21 protein-coding genes are annotated in these 18050 nt (G+C 67.5%); 9 read left to right on the plus strand and 12 right to left on the minus strand.

What is annotated here, in order from left to right; genetic code table 11:
* From ACNAYW_RS05595 to ACNAYW_RS05610, 4 genes are all read left to right on the plus strand, one after another.
* Window positions 1–801, plus strand: a complete 801-nt coding sequence (locus ACNAYW_RS05595) for an LLM class flavin-dependent oxidoreductase (RefSeq protein WP_415848764.1) — start codon at window positions 1–3, stop codon at window positions 799–801.
* A 47-nt stretch (window positions 802–848) separates the two neighbouring features.
* Complete coding sequence (locus ACNAYW_RS05600; protein WP_415848765.1) at window positions 849–1175, plus strand: hypothetical protein; 327 nt, start codon at window positions 849–851, stop codon at window positions 1173–1175.
* A 574-nt stretch (window positions 1176–1749) separates the two neighbouring features.
* Complete coding sequence (locus ACNAYW_RS05605) at window positions 1750–3285, plus strand: AAA family ATPase (RefSeq protein WP_415848766.1); 1536 nt, start codon at window positions 1750–1752, stop codon at window positions 3283–3285.
* 427 nt (window positions 3286–3712) lie between these two features.
* Window positions 3713–4096, plus strand: a complete 384-nt coding sequence (locus ACNAYW_RS05610; protein ID WP_415848767.1) for a hypothetical protein — start codon at window positions 3713–3715, stop codon at window positions 4094–4096.
* A 1650-nt stretch (window positions 4097–5746) separates the two neighbouring features.
* On the opposite strand, the gene ACNAYW_RS05615 is transcribed toward ACNAYW_RS05610, so the two are convergent.
* The gene (locus ACNAYW_RS05615) at window positions 5747–6382 is read right to left on the minus strand and encodes a DedA family protein (RefSeq protein ID WP_415848768.1); all 636 of its coding nucleotides are present in this window, start codon (window positions 6380–6382) and stop codon (window positions 5747–5749) included.
* A gap of 101 nt (window positions 6383–6483) precedes the next feature.
* Window positions 6484–6870 carry a PPOX class F420-dependent oxidoreductase gene (locus ACNAYW_RS05620; RefSeq protein WP_415848769.1) on the minus strand — a complete coding sequence of 129 codons (387 nt, stop codon included), beginning with the start codon at window positions 6868–6870 and terminating at the stop codon, window positions 6484–6486.
* Between the two features lie 41 nt (window positions 6871–6911).
* Here ACNAYW_RS05620 and ACNAYW_RS05625 point away from each other — a divergent pair, with 41 nt between their 5' ends.
* The gene (locus ACNAYW_RS05625; RefSeq protein ID WP_415848770.1) at window positions 6912–7355 is read left to right on the plus strand and encodes a MarR family winged helix-turn-helix transcriptional regulator; all 444 of its coding nucleotides are present in this window, start codon (window positions 6912–6914) and stop codon (window positions 7353–7355) included.
* A gap of 3 nt (window positions 7356–7358) precedes the next feature.
* Here ACNAYW_RS05625 and truA read toward each other — a convergent pair whose 3' ends face one another.
* Together truA and ACNAYW_RS05635 are read right to left on the minus strand one after the other, a co-directional pair.
* Window positions 7359–8189 (minus strand): tRNA pseudouridine(38-40) synthase TruA, encoded by an 831-nt coding sequence (gene truA, locus ACNAYW_RS05630; RefSeq protein WP_415848771.1) that lies wholly within the window; start codon window positions 8187–8189, stop codon window positions 7359–7361.
* Between the two features lie 14 nt (window positions 8190–8203).
* Window positions 8204–9088 carry a TetR/AcrR family transcriptional regulator C-terminal domain-containing protein gene (locus ACNAYW_RS05635; RefSeq protein ID WP_415848772.1) on the minus strand — a complete coding sequence of 295 codons (885 nt, stop codon included), beginning with the start codon at window positions 9086–9088 and terminating at the stop codon, window positions 8204–8206.
* Window positions 9089–9184: 96 nt separating this feature from the next.
* Here ACNAYW_RS05635 and ACNAYW_RS05640 point away from each other — a divergent pair, with 96 nt between their 5' ends.
* Both ACNAYW_RS05640 and ACNAYW_RS05645 read left to right on the plus strand, forming a co-directional pair.
* Entirely contained in the window at window positions 9185–10369 is a 1185-nt protein-coding gene (locus tag ACNAYW_RS05640; protein ID WP_415848773.1) for an FAD-dependent monooxygenase, read from the plus strand.
* Between the two features lie 97 nt (window positions 10370–10466).
* Window positions 10467–10940 (plus strand): SRPBCC domain-containing protein, encoded by a 474-nt coding sequence (locus tag ACNAYW_RS05645; RefSeq protein ID WP_415848774.1) that lies wholly within the window; start codon window positions 10467–10469, stop codon window positions 10938–10940.
* 129 nt (window positions 10941–11069) lie between these two features.
* Here the strand turns inward: ACNAYW_RS05645 and rplQ are convergent, their stop codons facing one another.
* From rplQ to rpmJ, 6 genes are all read right to left on the minus strand, one after another.
* Entirely contained in the window at window positions 11070–11777 is a 708-nt protein-coding gene (rplQ, locus tag ACNAYW_RS05650) for a 50S ribosomal protein L17, sunset domain variant (protein ID WP_415848775.1), read from the minus strand.
* A gap of 34 nt (window positions 11778–11811) precedes the next feature.
* Window positions 11812–12870, minus strand: coding sequence for a DNA-directed RNA polymerase subunit alpha (locus ACNAYW_RS05655; RefSeq protein WP_146561220.1), 1059 nt, complete (start codon window positions 12868–12870; stop codon window positions 11812–11814).
* A gap of 84 nt (window positions 12871–12954) precedes the next feature.
* The gene (gene rpsD / locus ACNAYW_RS05660) at window positions 12955–13560 is read right to left on the minus strand and encodes a 30S ribosomal protein S4 (protein WP_068532986.1); all 606 of its coding nucleotides are present in this window, start codon (window positions 13558–13560) and stop codon (window positions 12955–12957) included.
* Window positions 13561–13581: 21 nt separating this feature from the next.
* On the minus strand, window positions 13582–13992 hold the full coding sequence (gene rpsK / locus ACNAYW_RS05665; protein ID WP_068522638.1) for a 30S ribosomal protein S11: 411 nt from the start codon (window positions 13990–13992) through the stop codon (window positions 13582–13584).
* Window positions 13992–14363 (minus strand): 30S ribosomal protein S13, encoded by a 372-nt coding sequence (rpsM, locus tag ACNAYW_RS05670; protein ID WP_068522639.1) that lies wholly within the window; start codon window positions 14361–14363, stop codon window positions 13992–13994. The genes rpsK and rpsM overlap by 1 nt, the downstream gene beginning before the upstream one ends.
* A gap of 182 nt (window positions 14364–14545) precedes the next feature.
* Window positions 14546–14659 (minus strand): 50S ribosomal protein L36, encoded by a 114-nt coding sequence (rpmJ, locus tag ACNAYW_RS05675; RefSeq protein ID WP_013127970.1) that lies wholly within the window; start codon window positions 14657–14659, stop codon window positions 14546–14548.
* A 262-nt stretch (window positions 14660–14921) separates the two neighbouring features.
* Between rpmJ and ACNAYW_RS05680 the strand changes: the two genes are divergently transcribed.
* On the plus strand, window positions 14922–15659 hold the full coding sequence (locus ACNAYW_RS05680; RefSeq protein WP_415848776.1) for a chymotrypsin family serine protease: 738 nt from the start codon (window positions 14922–14924) through the stop codon (window positions 15657–15659).
* A gap of 114 nt (window positions 15660–15773) precedes the next feature.
* Here the strand turns inward: ACNAYW_RS05680 and infA are convergent, their stop codons facing one another.
* Window positions 15774–15995, minus strand: a complete 222-nt coding sequence (infA, locus tag ACNAYW_RS05685) for a translation initiation factor IF-1 (RefSeq protein WP_005140011.1) — start codon at window positions 15993–15995, stop codon at window positions 15774–15776.
* Between the two features lie 107 nt (window positions 15996–16102).
* Window positions 16103–16633, minus strand: coding sequence for an NUDIX domain-containing protein (locus ACNAYW_RS05690; RefSeq protein ID WP_415848777.1), 531 nt, complete (start codon window positions 16631–16633; stop codon window positions 16103–16105).
* Between the two features lie 74 nt (window positions 16634–16707).
* Here ACNAYW_RS05690 and ACNAYW_RS05695 point away from each other — a divergent pair, with 74 nt between their 5' ends.
* Window positions 16708–18009: a bifunctional o-acetylhomoserine/o-acetylserine sulfhydrylase gene (locus ACNAYW_RS05695; RefSeq protein WP_415848778.1), complete on the plus strand. Its 1302-nt coding sequence runs from the start codon at window positions 16708–16710 to the stop codon at window positions 18007–18009.
* Window positions 18010–18050 lie beyond the last annotated feature (41 nt).

The following is an 18050-nucleotide window of genomic DNA, read 5'->3' on the forward strand; positions in this document are numbered from 1 at the left end:
ATGACACGACCATTCCGCTTCGCGGTGACCGCACTGCCGGTGCCGCAGCTCGGCGACTGGGCGACGTACGCCCGGTCCGTCGAGTCCGACGGCTTCGACGTGCTCGCGCTGCCCGAGAACTACCCGCTGCCCGACGGTTTCACCTCCGCGGCGGTGGCGCTGGGCGCCACCTCGACGCTGGAAGTGACGAACTACGTGGTGGCCTCGCCGCTGCACGACCCGAAGCACGCGGCGTGGCAGGCGCATTCGCTCGCGACGATCAGCGGCGGCCGGTTCCGGTTCGGCATCGGCACCGGCCGGCCCGACGTGGCCGCCGACGCCGCCGCGCTCGGCGTGTCCTTCGGCACGGGCGCCGAGCGCCTGGCCCGGGTCGTGGACACCCTCGACGCGCTCGCCGCTCTCGACGGTGCCGGGCACACCCCGGTGCTCATGGCCGCGGGCGGGCCCAAAGCTCTTGCCGTGGCGCGGGAGCGGGCCGACACCGTGGCAGTGGCCGCGCCGCCGACGTTCACGCCCCAGCAGCTGGCGGAGCTCACGGCGCCGCTCCGGGACCGGGTGGAGCTGGCGACCTCGATCTTCGCGGTGAACGGCGTCGCGCCCGACTACGTGAGCGCGTTCATCGGCGGCGACCTCGACGCCCTGCGGGCCGTGGACAACCCCGCGCTGGTGGACGGCTCCGTGGACGAGATCTGCGAGACCCTGATCCGCCGCCGCGAGGAGTACGGCTTCTCACTCATCGCGCTCGGCGGGCACACGCTGGAGGCGATGCGTCCGGTGGTCTCGCGCCTGGCCGGAACGTGACCCGCCGACGGTGCCACTCCCCCACCGTGCAGGCGCATGATGGAGGCATGCGCCCAGAACTGAGGTCCGTGCCCGGTACCGCCCCGCGGGGCGTGGTGTTCGGCGATCCGCACGTCACGCCCGACGGGACGACGGTCATCACCGTCTCCCGGATCCGGCGGAGGCGCACCGGCGAGGACCGCGTCTCCGCGATCGGCGTCTACACCGTGCGGGACGGGCAGGCGGTGTGGTCGCCGGCCGTCGACGCGGACCGGATCGCGCTGCTCGGCGTGGCCACGGGTCTCATCGCCGCGACGCTGGCCTCGCTCGCCGTGCTGCGACAGCCGCCGTGGCCGCTGCTCACGGGGACGATCACGGTGCACCGGGACCGCTAGGCGGCTCCGGCTCGGCCACCATCGCGACCTGCACCAGCTCCACGCCCCCGGGCACGCGAGACCCACGTGCCGCGGCCCGGCGGCTGCGGCGACATCTTGACGGCGCCGAGCACGCTGTAATTCCTGGCAGGAGCCAGTCATCTTGAACCCGCGGAAAGTCTTGGCCCACTCGCGAGCATGGCGCTCCGAGCCCGATGACCATCAAAGAGGATGGCCCCGACATAACCTCATCGAGCACCCCGGCAGGGGAAGCTCGTGCCTTGCCGATGATAGTGACCGCTGGCCGGTCCCCTGAGCGGATGCATCCCCTCAGACCGACCGACAGTTCGAGCCCCCGGGAGTCCCAGACCGGGTCGAAAGGCGGCCACGACGTCGGTAGCACAATAGACCGAGATATCGTAATGACGTACGGGCGGCGTAGCGCATTGAGCTCACCTCTCATCGGTTCACTACGCCCGTCCCAGGATACGGTCAGCGTCGAAGCGCCTGGCTCGTGGTAGCGCCCCTCGTGGTAGATTTGAGCTACAACACAATCTACCGATCAGAAGCGGGGCAATCACCCATGAGATTCGTCGTGGTTGATCGATTCGCCACTGCACATTCAACCAAGAATCGACCCCACGTCGTCCTCGAACGCAATAACTGGGACGATTTCGGACTCAGAACACTATTCGATACCACACTGTACATTCCGAACCAAGCCCCGATCAGCCTCGGAGGCGTAAAGGTCTTGAAGCGTGGGCAAACCGTCGGCTCGACGCCTGTTCCTCCCAAATTTACCGAACTGCAATCAAACTTCTGCTCTCTAGGGCAGGACTCGGACTACTACCGAAAGCTCGAACAGGTACCTCCCGCCATCGCTGCCGAGTACCTTGCCGCCATTCGCGACGCCGCCTCTAACAGAACCATACGAGCCGCTTTCGAGAACGAACCCGGTTGGAGAACGTCGCTTCTTCGCTTTGGAGAAGCAGAGAACGCACTCGTAGTTGGCGCAGACATCGCACAAGGAAACCGTCGACCCAACGGAGTCGCTTCTTTCAGGTTTAACTGGATTCACCACGGCGGGGAGACACCGATAGATTTCGCGTTCGACGATTCCGGCCCGCTGCCCGGGCGATGCAACGTTCTCGTAGGCTACAATGGCGTGGGCAAGACAAGCCTTCTCGCCGACCTCGCCCTCGCGGTCAGTAAGGTAGGGCTCACCAAGAACGAAACGCCGATCTCGGCCCTCACAGGCGAAGATACAACCTTCGGCGCCGTCATCGCAGTCTCTTACAGCGCGTTTGATACTTTCAAAACCCCGGCGCACGATACGGAAGGTGCGACAAGCAAATTTGGATACACGTACTGCGGGTTGAGAAAACTTGACAAAGCGCCGCCCGCCGACGACAACTACGACACCATGAAGCATGCTATTGCGCCTCCGAGGTACGAACTTAAATCAATAAACGAGATCGACCTGGAGTTCACTGCGGCACTGAACGAGGCCAATGCCACCATCGCTAGTCACACAAATCTACTTTCCGCCTTTAAGGTCTTGTCGCGCGAGCCATCGTTCGGCCGAATCGGCGTAGATCTCAATCAGCTCGGGCAAGGTAGCGAAACAGTCAAGGCACTTGAAAGCTTCGGCGCACTCAGCACGGGTCACAAGATTGTACTCAACATCGTAACCCAGCTCGCAGCCCATTTACGACCACGCTCGCTCGTCCTAATCGATGAGCCCGAAACACACCTCCATCCGCCGTTAGCTGCCGCTCTCCTTCGATCCGTACAGGTCTTGCTTGAATCAACTGACTCATTTGCCGTGATCGCTACCCACAGCCCAGTTGTGGTTCAAGAAATTCCAGCAAAATTCGTCACCGTCATCGAGCGGGTGGGCAGAGAAACATCTACTCAATCCTCGGAGATTGAAACGTTCGGCGAATCGATTGGCACCATTACGCGATTTGTGTTTTCAATGGATTCAAGCGCCACGGACTACCAGGGGGTCTTGTCGCGACTAGCAGCTGGCTATAATATCGACCAAATCGATCGAATGTTCCACCCGGGGATAAGCACACAGGCTCGCGCCCTCGTCTTGAACTACATGCATCGTGATCAGCGCGACTAGGCCAACGGTCGACGGCGAAGCACTCTACAATGAGGTCGCGTCCCGTCGAATGAACAGAGCTCGTCTAAACGAGCTAGCAACCATCGTATTCCAAAGATACCGCCAATACTCCAATTCTGAAGGTATGTGCACTCCAGCCTTGTGGCCAGGTACCGACAAAGCTCTACTCTCGGGGAATTGGACCTACCTGTCGTCCGACGGGCGACTCTCTGATCTTCACCCCCATCTGACGAGACTCACCAGAGGGTATTGCTTCCTCTGTGGAGACAGGAAGGCCGGCGAGGTTGACCACTATCTTCCAAAATCATCCTTTCCAGAATTTTCAATATTGCCATTGAATCTAATTCCGGCGTGTCATGAATGCAATAAGACGAAGCGCGCCAAGTATACATCTACGCAGCCGTACCTCTACTTTCATCCGTATCTCATGAACTTTCCCAGCCATCAATTCTTGAAGGCAGAGATAACCCTGATCAATACGGTGGCTATAGAGTATCGCATCGATACGAGCGTGAAAAGCCCAGAGGTTAGGGCCCTGGCACATCAGTTCGACGACCTGAAACTTGGAGAAATTTATAGCGACCAAGCTGTTCAGTTCATGAACGATCAGCTCAATTCCTACCATCAAGACTATCGCAATGGCGGAGCGCACCTTATGCGCAAGAACCGACGCAACGATGCGAATTCAGCTCTCGCTTCTCGTGGCCCGAACCATTGGAAGCCGGTATTACTCAACGCACTGGCCGACAATGACGAATTCTGCGACGGCAGATTTGGGCTACTGGGCGCGGAAGTTCCTCTCGACCTCTGAATGATCCCGTGTGATGCACCCTGCGGCGCACGCAATCGTCGCTGTTCGCCTACTCATGTCGCTCAACGGCGATAATTAGACCAGATTCAGCTGGAGGCGAATCGCGTGTGAGAGGTGTGCGCGCCGGAACCAAACGGGTAGGCGGACTGCATGAGTCAGAAATTTGTCGCCTCCTACAAGGGCGAATTATCGCCACACCCGGGCCCTACAAATATTGCATCGTTGTATCTCTACCTGGTGGGCTAGCTCTTTAGGCTACCCTCCTTTGATTCTCTGCACTAAGCGCCACCACTCGCGCTCTTTCGCGAGGTACACCTCAACCCAATTGGGCAGATTCCCCCTCTCGCCTTCAATCGTGAGATCCTCGGCGAGTCGTCGCGTGGCTGATCGGCGTCAAGATTCACGATTCGACCCCGCTCTGCCCAGGCGAGTACTCGTAGGGTATCGCACTAATGCCAGCAAGCCGCATCAAGAGCACACGCCCGCCGACGAGTCCTCCGCGTACGAGAGAACATCGGCGCGCGCCCCAAGCGAGTCGGGGAGTGCCGGTGATCAGGCTTCGTCGCGGGCGCCGAAAACGCTGGGCGCCAGCACTGTCCAGCTGCGCGACCGGCACTGCCGCTCACCGGGTGGACCAACCACTGCGCCCGCAGTTCGCCTTGCGTCCCGCGGGCGCGACGAACCAGTCGCAGTTCGCCAGCGCGGCCGTCGACCGCGCGGCTCCGTCCGGAGCGCGTCCGCATCAATCATCCCCGCGTAGTCGATGGCAATGCACTCCGACTTGCCAGACTTCTCGAGCCCCCAGCCATGCGGTGAAAGCAGGTGCTGCAGTCCGGAACCGCCAAGGTTTCGCCAACTTCTGATAGACAATCGACCTATGTTGACAACATTAGCAATAGTCGGAACTATCGCATCGGTGATCGCAGCGTTCGCATCAGTGCTCTCACTGCTGCATTCACGGTCCGGTGGTCCATTCCTAGTCGAGGCGGTCGGCCCTGACGCGCTACGGCTAACACGACGACGGTGGCCTCCTGTACTGTTGGACTCCGCCAAGCAGAGCCTTAACGATATAGAGCTCCTACCGATCGCAAGGGCAAACATCGGACACGGCGTCTATCTCGGCAATAGGGACTCAGCCGATCGCTCGATCATCTTTGACGTCCGCGAAGTTCCCCTCGGGGACCTCCTAAACGTCGAGTATCGTCGCGTTTTCACGCTCAAGAGAGTGCCGACGACCGAGCACATTGAGAAGCGCGCTCAGAGCTCACTACACTCACAAACGTGGTTCTTCGCTCGCCCTTAGAAGCGCTGCTCATTCGCTGAACGAACGGACAGCGGCGAGCGTTCAACCAATAGAAGGAGCGGCCCATCTGCTGGACTAACCGACCTTAGACGAGGTGCGTAGGCCCTTCCACTCCAGCCCGGCCGGCGTCCCACCCGATCGCGTTGGCAGACGGTCCGGATGGTTGCCCGGCCAGCATGGCCGGCAGCTCTTGCCTGTAGAACGCGACCGGCAAGGTCGACTCGGAGTGCTGGTCCATGGTCTCCGCAGCCGACAACCGACATCGCGGCTGATGGCGGGCCTCCGGCAAACCATCAGGTTCTCTATGGCGCAACATCCGGGTCTCCAACTCGATCATGCTGAAGGGACTACGGCGTCACGGGTTCCGCTGGGGCGGATTCGCGCTTGCGGGCGCGGCGGCGGGTGATCACGGTGATGGCGATGGGGATGATGATCGTCAGCGCGGAGCCGATGAACAACACCTCGAGGTGGTCGCGCAGCAGCGGGATGCCGCCGAGGAAGTAGCCCAGCAGCACGATGCCGTCGCACCACAGGATCGAGCCGAGCACCGAGAACAGCGTGAACTTGCGGTGATCCATCTTCGAGAAGCCGGCCAGCACCGGCACCAGCGTGCGGACGATGCCGATGAACCGCGCGAAGAGCACCGTGAACGGGCCGTACTTGTCGAAGAAGGCGTACGTCTTGTCCACCGGCCCCTGCCCGATGAAGTTCATGACCCTGCCGCGCATCACCTTCGGGCCGGCGTACCGGCCGAGGGCGTAGCCGCACTGGTCGCCGATGATCGCCGCGATCGGCAGGAACAGCAGCAGCTGCCACAGCTGCGCGAACGGGGTGGGCTGCGCCGCGAAGATGCCCGCGGTGAACAGGATCGAATCCCCCGGGAAGATGAAGCCCACCAGCAGACCGGTCTCGATGAAGATCAGCAGCACCAGGCCGATCAGGCCCGCGGAGCCGAGGAAGCCGGCGACGTCGAAGGGGTTCACATCGCCCGAGTATCCACGCGGCGGGCATCGCGATCATGAACGCCGGGCGAACGGCGCCGCAACCTCCGCCGGGCGGGCGGAGCAGCCGCCCGGCGGGGCGGTCAGCCCACGTCGCGCGCGTGCGTGCCGTCCCCGTCGAGCCCCCACGACACGATGCGCTGCGGACGGATGCGGATGATGTCGCCACTGAATCCCCCACCCGCGCCCGGGAGCAGCTGCCCCTCGCCCCGGATCTCGATCCCGTGGGCCTTCGGCGGCGTCACGGAATCCACCGTGTCCACGATGAACGCGACCTGCGGCTCGCGCCGCACGTTACGCCACTTCTGCGTCGCGGCGAGCGCGTGCCCGACGATGTCGATGGCCGTCCCGTCGGGGCTCAGATGCACGCCCACCGGCCGGATCTGCGGGCCGCCCGCCGGGCCGATCGTGCTGAGCCGGCCGATCGGCTGGCTGCGCAGGTAGGTCAGTTCCGCACTGGTGAAGGTCATCGGGTGTCCTCTCGTCGCATTCCCGTCTAGTATATGCATGCATGCACGCAATTAATTCCGAGCAGGACGGCGACCTCCCGAACGCGCTGGTGGCACTGCTCGAAGTGCTGCACCCGCCGAGCGGCAGCGGGCTGCTCGCGCTGCTGGACGAGGCGCACCTGACCCCCTCGCAGCTCAAGGCGCTGCTCGCGATCGACGCGGAGCCCGAGACGCTCACGGTGAAGGCGCTCGCCGAGCGCGTCGGGCTGTCCGAGGCCGCGATGAGCCGCTGCGCCGACGGCCTGGTCGAGCGCGGCCTCGTCGAGCGGAGTCGGCACGGCGCGGACGGCCGGGCCAGGTCGATCACCGCGACGGCGTCGGGTCACGGGCTCGCCGCGCGGATGGCCGCCGTCCGGCACGATCGGATCGCGGCCTTCGCGCAGTCACTCGCGCCCGCGGACCGTCGGCGGCTGGCGGAGGCGATCGACGCGGCGCTGGGCCGCTGACGGTCAGTCGCCGCAGCAGCCGCCGGCGCCCGCCCCGGCGCCGTCGACCTCGCGCTTCTCGCGGGTGATCCGGTTGCGCTCGGCGAGCTCGTCGTCGGCGGGATAGTCGACGCGCACCAGCGTCAACCCGCAGGCGGCGGCCACGTTGATGGCGCTGGAGCGCTCGCGCTCGTCGAGGAGCCCGGCGACCCAGTCGGCGGACCGTCGGCCCTCCCCGACCGCGGCGACCGCCCCGACGAGGGACCGCACCATCGACCAGCAGAACGCGTCGGCGGAAACCTCGGCGGTGAACACCCCGTCAGCGTCGCGGCGCCAGGCGAAGCGTTGCAGCTCGCGGACCGTCGTGGCGCCCTCGCGGCGGCGGCAGAAGGCGGCGAAGTCGTGCAGGCCCAGCAGGCGGTCGCTCGCCTCCTGCATCCGCTCCAGGTCGACGGGCCGGCGCCACGGCGCGGTGTCGCGGGCGCGCAGCGGGTTCGCGCCGAAGGGGGCGTCGGTGAGCCGGTACTCGTAGTGACGGCGCAGCGCCGAGAAGCGGGCGTCGAACTCGGGCGGGGCGGGGCTGATCCCGGTGACCCGGACGTCCTGCGGAAGCATCCGCGCGAGCCGGCGGACCAGGCCGTCGGGTAGCGCGACGTCGGTGTCGAGGTGCGCTACCTGGCCCGTCGCGTGGACACCCGCGTCGGTGCGGCCGGCGACGGTGAGCTGCACGTCCGTCCGCAGCACGGTGCCGATCGTCTCTTCCAGCACGCCGCACACCGTGCGCTGCTCGGGCTGGCGGGCCCAGCCGCTGAAGTCGGTGCCGTCGTAGGCGATGTCGAGGCGGTAGCGAGTCATGTCGCCGACAGACTCTACCGGTGCGCGGCCGGCGCGAGGCCCGCCGCCAGGCCGTCGAGGTAGCGCGTGAGCGCGGTGTCGAGCAGCACGTCGGCGTCGTACGGGTAGCTCGTGTGCAGCATCTCCGCCATCACCGGGAAGCGGTCGGCCGGCGCCGCGTCGCGCAGCTCGTCCAGTTGGGTGTCGATCCACTCGTCCTCGGTGACGCCCGTCGCCGCGCGGTCGGCCAGCTCCGGCTCGATCGTCGCGCCCAGGCCGCGCACCAGGTTGAGCAGGCACAGGTACTCGGTGAAGGCCTCGCGCTGCGCGAGCCCGGCGGCGCGCAGCGCGGCGAGGAGGTGCTCCGACATCGGCATCGCGCCGGGCAGCACCGCCGGCCGGGTCATCGACATGGCCGCGGCGAGCCACGGGTGCGCCTTCATGGCCTCCCACAGGGCGCGGAGCAGCGCCTCGACGTCGGCACGCCAGTCCGTCGTGCGGGGCGGGATGGGCAGGTCGGCCAGCACGCGGTCCAGCATCGCCGACTGCAGCTCGTCGCTGCTCGGGACGTACCGGTACACGGCCATCGTGGGGATCTCGAGGGCCGCCGCGAGCCGGCGCATCGAGACCGCCTGCAGCGACTCGGCGTCGGCGATGGCGACGGCCGCGGCGATCACGTCGGCGGCGGTCAGCGCGGGGGCGCGCGGGCGGTCCGGCGCGAGCACGACGCTCCCCCGGCCCGGGGCGGAGTCGATGAGCCCGTCGGCCTGGAGCAGGGCCAGGACCTTCGAGGCCGTCGCCATCGCCACGCCGTGATCGCGCATGATCGCCCGGGTCGACGGTGCCCGGTCCCCCGGCCGCAGCCGGCCGGACGCGATGCGTTCGCGGAGCACCGCCGCGACCTCCTCGGCGCGGGTCACCGGTTCCCCGCAGCACCAGGTGCACTAGTGCACTTCCTGCGAATCTCCACGTCAACACTGTAGCGCGATGCATTCGATACGGCGTACGTTCGCCCTATGAATCAGCTCCGAGTCCTCATCAGCGGCGCCTCCATCGCCGGTCCCGCCGCCGCCTTCCTGCTCGCCCGTCAGGGCCACCGCGTGACGATCGTCGAGCGCGCACCGTCGCTGCGGGCGGGCGGCCAGACCGTCGACCTGCGCGGCGCCGGCCGCACCGTGATCGACCGGCTCGGCCTCGGGCCCGCCAGCACCGCGCGGCTGCTCGACCAGCGCGGCATCGTCAAGGTCGACGGCCGCGGGCGACGCGGCGCGTCGATGCCCGTCGAGGCCTTCGGCGGCAACGGCGTGGTCTCCACCCACGAGATCCTCCGCGGCGACCTCGCGGAGGTACTGGTCGGCGCGGTCCCCGCCGACGTCGAGTACCTGTGGGACGACACCGTGACCGCGATCGAGCAGGACCGGGACGTCGCGCGCGTGACCTTCGAGACCGCGGCGCCCCGCGAGTTCGACCTGGTGATCGGCGCCGACGGCCTCGGCTCCGCGGTGCGTCGCGCGGCCTTCGGCCCCGACGCCGCCGCGCTCGAGCCCATCGGCCTGCGGTACGCGTGGTTCACGGCCGCCATCGACGAGGACACACGCGGGTGGTACCTGATGCACACCGCCCGCCGTGGGCGCGTGGTCTCGGTGCGCCCCTCGCGCACCGGCGGCACCGTCAAGGCCGGCCTCGCGATCCGCGGCACCGACGCCCACCGGCTGCACCGGGACGAGCAGTTCGCGCTGTTCGAGCGGGAGTTCGCCGACATCGGCTGGGTCGCACCGCAGTTGCTGCGGGCCATGCGCACCGCGGACGACTGGGCGTACCAGGATCTCGCGCAGGTGAAGCTGGAGGCGTGGACCCGCGGCCGCGTCGCCCTCGTCGGCGACGCCGGCTACTGCCCCACCCCGCTCACCGGGCTCGGCACCACGCTCGCGCTCGTGGGCGCGTACGTGCTCGCCGGGGAGCTGGGCCGGGCGGGCGGCGACGTACCGCGTGCGCTCGCTCGGTACGACGCGGTGATGCGGCCCTTCGTGACGGCGGCGCAGGAGCTGCCGCCCGGCAGCCCCGCGGGGTTCGCGCCGATGGGCCGGATCGGCGTCGCGCTCGGCGATCTCACGTACCGCACGGCCACGACGTGGCCGATGCGGCTGATCTGGGCCGCCCAGTTCGCGAAGGCCGATGGGATCGACCTGCCGGACTACTGAGCCGGCTCACGATGTCGCGTTCTGCGGCGGTACGCGTGCGCCTGCGCACCTCCGCGTGCGCAGAACGCGACATCGTGAGCGGCGTAGCGTCGGGAGGATGAACGAGACCGCGCAGACCGTCACCGTGACCACCGATCTCCCTCCCGCCGTCCTGTTCGAGGCCCTCACTCGGCCCGCGGTGCACGCGGCCGCCGACGGCTCCGGGATGCTCCGCGGCGTCTCAGCCGACAGCCCCGAGAAGATCACGGGCGTCGGCGACGTCTTCGGGATGGAGATGACCGCGGAGGACGGGCGGGAGTACTCCGTGGACAACCACGTCACCGTGTTCGAGCCGGACACCAGGCTGGCGTGGCTGCCCGCCGGGCGCGGGAAGGACCCGGTCGGCGTCGAGTGGACCTGGGAGTTCACCCCGCACACGGACAACGGGATCGACGGCACGCTGATCGCCGTCACCTGCGACTGGTCGCGCGTGACGAACGAGGCCTACCTGGCGCGCTTCACCCTGCCGCGCGTGTCGGCGGAGAAGGTGCGGGCCACCGTCGACGCGGTGATCGCGGCGACGCGCGACTGACCCGCGAGTAGGTAGCACCGCACGCAGCGGAAGTCCCAGGTCGACATCCGGGCTAACGCTGTTAAGTCAGAGACGACGGAACCCGCCGCACCTGGCGGTGCGACGGGTTCCGTTGTGACGTGCGGGTGACTACTCCGAGTCGGAGGCGTCCTCCTGCTGCGACTTCGGCAGCGAGTAGCCCGCGGCCTCGGCCGAAGCCTCGTCCGCGAACCAGATCTCGGCGACGGTCGACTCGAAGAAGCGGGTACCGGGGCGGTGGTACAGCTTCGAATCGGCGTTGCCCTTGATCGGGAAGCCCTCGGGAGCCTCGTTGACGTCCTCGAGCGGCGCGTGCGCGCCGGCGGGGAGGTCCGAGCCCTCGGCCGAATCCGCGGCCGGAGCCTCGGTCTCGGTGATCTCCGCAGCCTCGACGGCGGCGGACTTGGCAGCGGCCTGCGAGGCGGCGACGCGGGTGGCGCGCGACGCCTCGGTGGCGGCGAGCTGCTCGGTCACGATCTCGATGACCGCCATCGGGGCGTTGTCGCCCTTCCGGTTCTCGGTCTTGATGATCCGGGTGTAGCCGCCCTGACGGTCGGCGACGGCCGGAGCGATCTCCGCGAACAGCACGTGCACGACGTCCTTGTTGCGGATCTCCTTCATGACCTCGCGGCGGTTGGCCAGCTTGCCGTGCTTGGCATGGCTGATCAGCTTCTCCGCGTAGGGACGCAGGCGCTTGGCGCGGGACTCGGTGGTCTCGATGCGGCCGTGCTCGAAGAGCGCGGTCGCGAGGTTCGCCAGAATGTGCTTCTGGTGCGAGGCCGAGCCGCCCATCCGGGCGCCCTTAGTGGGCCTAGGCATTGTTTCTCCTGTGGGTGTTTACGAGCTCTTCAGCTCAGAGCTGCTCGGTCTCGGCGTAATCCTGGTCGCCATCGGCGTCGCCCGAGAACGACGGCTCGTCGCTCCAGGTGCCGGTGGCCGGGTCGTACCCGTCGACCTGCGACGGATCGAACGACGCGGGGCTGTCCTTGAGGGCCAGACCCAGCGCGTGCAGCTTGACCTTGACCTCGTCGATCGACTTCTGACCGAAGTTGCGGATGTCGAGAAGATCGGACTCGGTGCGGGCCACGAGCTCGCCCACGGTGTGCACACCCTCGCGCTTGAGGCAGTTGTACGAGCGCACCGTCAGGTCGAGGTCCTCGATCGGCAGCGAGAACGCCGCGATGTGGTCGGCCTCGGCCGGCGACGGCCCGATCTCGATGCCCTCGGCCTCGACGTTGAGCTCGCGGGCCAGGCCGAAGAGCTCGACCAGGGTCTTGCCGGCCGAAGCCAGCGCGTCCCGCGCGGTCATCGAGTTCTTGGTCTCGACGTCGAGGATCAGGCGATCGAAGTCGGTGCGCTGCTCGACACGAGTCGCCTCGACCTTGTAGGTCACCTTCAGCACGGGCGAGTAGATCGAGTCGACCGGGATGCGGCCGATCTCGGCGCCCGACGCCTTGTTCTGCACGGCCGGCACGTAGCCGCGGCCCCGCTCGACGACGAGCTCGATCTCGAGCTTGCCCTTGTCGTTCAGGGTGGCGATGTGCAGATCGGGGTTGTGGACGGTGACCGACGCCGGGGGGACGATGTCGCCCGCGGTGACGGCGCCCGGGCCCTGCTTGCGCACGTACATGGTGACCGGCTCGTCGTCCTCCGACGAGACGACCAGGCCCTTGAGGTTCAGGATGATGTCGGTGACATCCTCCTTCACGCCGGGGACCGTGGTGAACTCGTGCAGCACGCCGTCGATGCGGATGCTGGTCACGGCCGCGCCCGGGATGGACGACAGCAGCGTGCGGCGGAGCGAGTTGCCCAGCGTGTAACCGAAGCCCGGCTCCAGCGGCTCGATGATGAACTTCGAGCGCGCGTCGGAGATGACCTCTTCGCTGAGGGTGGGTCGCTGCGAGATGAGCATTGAGTATTCCTTCTCTCTGGGCGTCCGCTATTTGACGCCCGTAGAAGGCCGCCGGCGGCTGTTCCGCCGGCGACCGTGCACTACTTACTTCGAGTAGTACTCGACGATGAGCTGCTCCTGGAAGGGCACGACGATCTGCTCACGCTCGGGCACGCGGTGCACGAGGATGCGCAGGGTCGACGGAACCACCTGGAGCCACGCCGGCGCGGTGCGCTCGCCGAGGGTCTCACGCGCGATCTGGAACGGCGTGGTGCCCAGCGACTTCGGACGGACGTCGATGATGTCGTACTGCGAGACGCGGTACGAGGGGACATCCACGCGGACGCCGTTCACCGTGAAGTGACCGTGCGTCACGAGCTGACGCGCCTGACGGCGGGTGCGCGTGAGGCCGGCGCGGTAGACGACGTTGTCGAGGCGGGTCTCGAGGATCTGCAGCAGAGCGTCACCGGTCTTACCGGTGGCGGCCTTCGCCTCCTTGTAGTAGCGCGAGAACTGCTTCTCCATCACGCCGTACATGAAGCGGGCCTTCTGCTTCTCCTTGAGCTGCAGGAGGTACTCGGACTCCTTGATCCGCGCGCGGCCGTGCTGGCCGGGCGGGTACGGACGACGCTCGAACGCCTCGGAACCGCCGACGAGGTCGACGCCCAGACGACGGGACTTACGGGTGACAGGGCCGGTATAACGAGCCATGGTTTCTCTCTCCTACCTTCCCTAGACCCGACGCCGCTTGGGCGGACGGCAGCCGTTGTGCGGCTGCGGCGTCACGTCGGAAATGGTGCCCACCTCGAGGCCTGCGGCCTGCAGCGAGCGGATTGCGGTCTCGCGGCCCGAGCCCGGGCCCTTGACGAAGACGTCGACCTTCTTGACGCCGTTCTCCTGCGCCTTGCGGGCAGCGTTCTCGGCGGCGAGCTGCGCGGCGAAGGGGGTGCTCTTGCGCGAGCCCTTGAAGCCGACGTGGCCCGAGGAGGCCCAGCTGATCACGTTGCCGCTGGGGTCCGTGATCGAGACGATCGTGTTGTTGAACGTGCTCTTGATGTGAGCGTGGCCGTGCGGGACGTTCTTCTTTTCGCGGCGACGCGAAACGCCCTTCTTCGCGCCCGTGGCGCGCGACTTCGGAGGCATTACTTCTTCTTTCCGGCGATGGTCTTCTTCGGACCCTTACGGGTGCGAGCGTTGGTCTTGGTGCGCTGGCCACGCACGGGCAGGCCACGACGGTGGCGGATGCCCTGGTAGCACTGGATCTCGATCTTGCGACGAATGTCGGCCTGCACCTCGCGGCGCAGGTCACCCTCGACCTTGTAATCCGTGCCCTCGATGAAGTCACGGAGCTTGGTCAGATCCTCGTCGCTGAGGTCCTTGCTGCGCAGATCCGGGCTCACACCGGTCTCGGCGAGAATCTCAGTCGCGCGGGTACGGCCGATGCCGTAGATGTAGGTCAGTGCGATCTCCATGCGCTTCTCGCGCGGGAGGTCGACACCCATGAGACGTGCCATTCTTGGCGGTTTCCTTCTTCTAGTCGGAGGTCTGCTCCCCGTCCGTCCCCGGTGGTTCCGGCGCTTTCACGCCGGCCGAGGCCCCGGCCTCCGAGCCGGGGGTTGACAGGGGCTCGTCTGCCCCTGCTGGTGCGGAGAGGTCATCGTGTGTTCAAGCGGCGAACCGCTCGAAGCGCACTGATCTAGCCCTGACGCTGCTTGTGACGCAGGTTGTCGCAGATCACCATGACCCGACCGTTACGGCGGATCACCTTGCACTTCTCGCAGATCGGCTTGACGCTGGGGTTGACCTTCACGTCAGTCCTATCCAGTTGTTCTCAGTGTTTTTCCGCACCGCCACCGGTAGCCGGAGGGGTGCCACGACACGCACGACGAAGCCGCGCACGCACGCGATGATCCAGTGTACGCTTCGCGGCCGTCGGCCCCAAATCAGCCGCCGACCGCACGCGGAGTGCCCGCGCGCAGGGACTCTCATGCTAGCCTCAGGAACGACCGGTGAATGCACTATTCACCACTGAAGATCCGTGATCTGATCCCTCGATCCCGATAGGACCCGCGATGCGTCTGTCCCTCCCCCGCCGCCTGGGCGTCGCCACGACCGTCGTCGCCGGCGTCGCGACCTCCTTCCTGGTCTCCGCCGCCCCGGCGACGGCCGCCCCGCGCGTCGTCGTGGGCCCCGGCTCCGAGATCGACATCGTGCAGAACGAGACGGCCGACGGCATCGAGGTGGCCGCGTGCACCCTCGGCGTGCTCGCCACCACCCCCGACGGCCGCCGCGTGGGCGTCACCGCCGGGCACTGCGGCAAGGTCGGCCAGGAGGTCACGGTCCCCGCGCCCGGCCAGGCGCGCGCCCTCATCTCCGTCGGCAAGTTCGAGAAGTCGTCGAACCCGCCCACCAAGATCGTCGACGGCCGCGAGGTCTCGACCAACATCTCGCACCCCGACTGGGGCACCGTCTCCTTCAAGCCGGGCGTGCCGCTCGCCAATCGCCTCGGCAAGGCCGCGCCGCGCTCGCTCGGCAAGGCCCGGATCGGCGACAAGGTGTGCAGCCAGGGCCGCACCAGCGGCTGGGTCTGCGGCGCCGTCACCGACGTGACCGCCAACCGCTTCCGCACCGACCTCAAGCTGCGCTCCGGCGACAGCGGCGCCTCGCTGATCCGCCTGTCCGACGGTGCCGCGCTCGGCATCCACGCGACCGGCTCGTCCGAGCCCGGCCGCGACGGCTCCGAGGTCTCCGACTACTGGGACCTGGGCTTCGTCCTCGCCCAGGCCGGTAGCCTGCGCCTGGCGGTCTAGCACCGCCGGGCCGGGCCGGGCGCGCACCGTCGCCCCCGGCCCGCTCGAACCCCGAACACGAAGAAGACCCACCCCGCGGGGTGGGTCTTTCTCGTATCAGGCTGCGCTACGCGGTCACTTGTACCGGTAGACGATGCGCCCGCGCGTCAGGTCGTAGGGCGAGAGCTCCACGACGACCCGGTCCTCGGGCAGAATACGAATGTAGTGCTGCCGCATCTTGCCGCTGATGTGGGCGAGCACCTTGTGCCCGTTCTCCAGCTCGATGCGGAACATTGCGTTGGGGAGCGGCTCGACGACGCGGCCCTCCACCTCGATGGCTCCGTCCTTCTTCGCCATACCCTCCACGATCCTGTTGTCTTCAGCGGACGCCGTGTGCGACCTGTGCCCCTCCTGAGCGGACGGGCGTGCGGCCGAACGCCGCGCTACCCGACTATTCTACGCGCTCAGGACTCGTCCGACGAATCCTGCCCGGAACCGCCCCCGCCGCTGACGAGGTGCAACGCGAGTTCGACCGAGTCGGGGACGAAGTCGGCGGGGTCCGCCGCGACGGCGGCGAGCAGATCGGCCGGCGCCATCCAGCCGCCGCTCTCGACCTCCTCCGGCTGGTGCACGACGGCACCGTCGTACGTGCAGACGTACTGGAAGCAGACGAACCGGGTACGCGCATCGGCGTACGCGCGCACCCCGACGGGCCGCAGCGCGGCCCCGTGCACCCCGAGCTCCTCGAAGGCCTCCCGCGCGGCACCGTCGGCGGGCTCCTCCCCCGCCAGGAGCACTCCGCCCGCGCAGAAGTCGCGCAGCCCCGGGTAGACGTCCTTGATCGGGGTGCGCCGGTGCACGTAGATCCGCCCGGCGGAGTCGAAGACGAGGATGCCGGTGGTGCCGTGCCGCAGGTTCTCGGCGCGCACGCGGGACCGGGGCGCCGCGCCCGAGGGGCGCCCGGCGTCGTCGTACAGCGCGACGATCTCGTCCACGGCCCGGCCTCCTTTTCTCCACAGTATGAGCCAAACCCTGGACACCGCAGCGCTCGTGCACTTGTATCGGGGCCATGAGCAATCCGGACAGCCCGAACTGGCATTTCGAGACCACGCAGATCCACGCCGGGCAGACGCCCGACGGGGCCACCAACGCGCGTGCGCTCCCGATCTACCAGACCACGTCGTACACGTTCAACAACACCGATCACGCCGCGGCGCTGTTCGGGCTGGCCGAGCCGGGCAACATCTACACCCGCATCATGAACCCGACGCAGGACGCCGTGGAGCAGCGGATCGCCGCGCTCGAGGGCGGCGTCGCCGCGCTGCTCGTCGCCTCCGGGCAGGCCGCGGAGACGCTCGCGATCCTCAACGTCGCGGAGTCGGGCGATCACATCGTCAGCTCGCCCTACCTCTACGGCGGCACCTACAACCTGCTGCACTACACCCTCGCCAAGCTGGGCATCGAGGTCAGCTTCGTCGAGAACCCGGACGACCTGGAGCAGTGGCGCGCCGCCGTCCGCCCCAACACCCGCGCCTTCTTCGCGGAGACCATCTCGAACCCGCGCGGCCACGTGCTCGACGTCGCCGGCGTCTCCGGCGTCGCGCACGAGAGCGGGGTGCCGCTCATCGTCGACAACACCGTCGCGACCCCGTACCTGCTCAACCCGCTGGCACACGGCGCCGACATCGTGGTGCACTCGGCCACCAAGTACCTCGGCGGCCACGGCTCGGCGATCGGCGGCGTCATCGTCGACGGCGGGAACTTCGACTGGACCCAGGGCCGGCACCCGAACTTCACCACCCCGGACCCGTCGTACCACGGTGTCGTCTTCGCCGACCTGGGCGCGCCCGCCTTCGCGCTGAAGGCCCGCGTCCAGCTGCTGCGCGACCTCGGCCCCGCGATCTCGCCGTTCAACGCCTTCCTGCTCTCGCAGGGCATCGAGACGCTGAGCCTGCGCGTGGAGCGGCACATCGAGAACGCGCAGAAGGTCGCCGAGTACCTCGCCGGCGCCGACGGCGTCACCGACGTCATCTACGCCGGGCTGCCCTCGTCGCCGTACCACGAGCGCGCGAAGGAGCTGCTGCCCAAGGGCGCCGGCGCGATCGTCGCCTTCGAACTGGCCGGCGGCGTGCCCGCGGGCAAGGCCTTCGTCGACGCCCTGCAGCTGCACAGCCACGTCGCGAACATCGGCGACGTGCGCTCGCTGGTGATCCACCCCGCGTCGACCACGCATTCGCAGCTCACCGAGCAGGAGCAGCTCGAGGCCGGCGTCACGCCGGGCCTGGTGCGCCTGGCCGTGGGCATCGAGCACATCGATGACATCCTCGCCGACCTGCAGGTCGGCCTCAAAGCCGCGGCGAACGCGTCCTAGGGGCCGGTGATGCGCGCGCTGCGGTGGTTGCGACGGACGGT

The organism is Tsukamurella ocularis (assembly GCF_965138335.1).
In the GTDB taxonomy this organism is placed as follows: Bacteria; Actinomycetota; Actinomycetes; order Mycobacteriales; family Mycobacteriaceae; genus Tsukamurella; species Tsukamurella ocularis_A.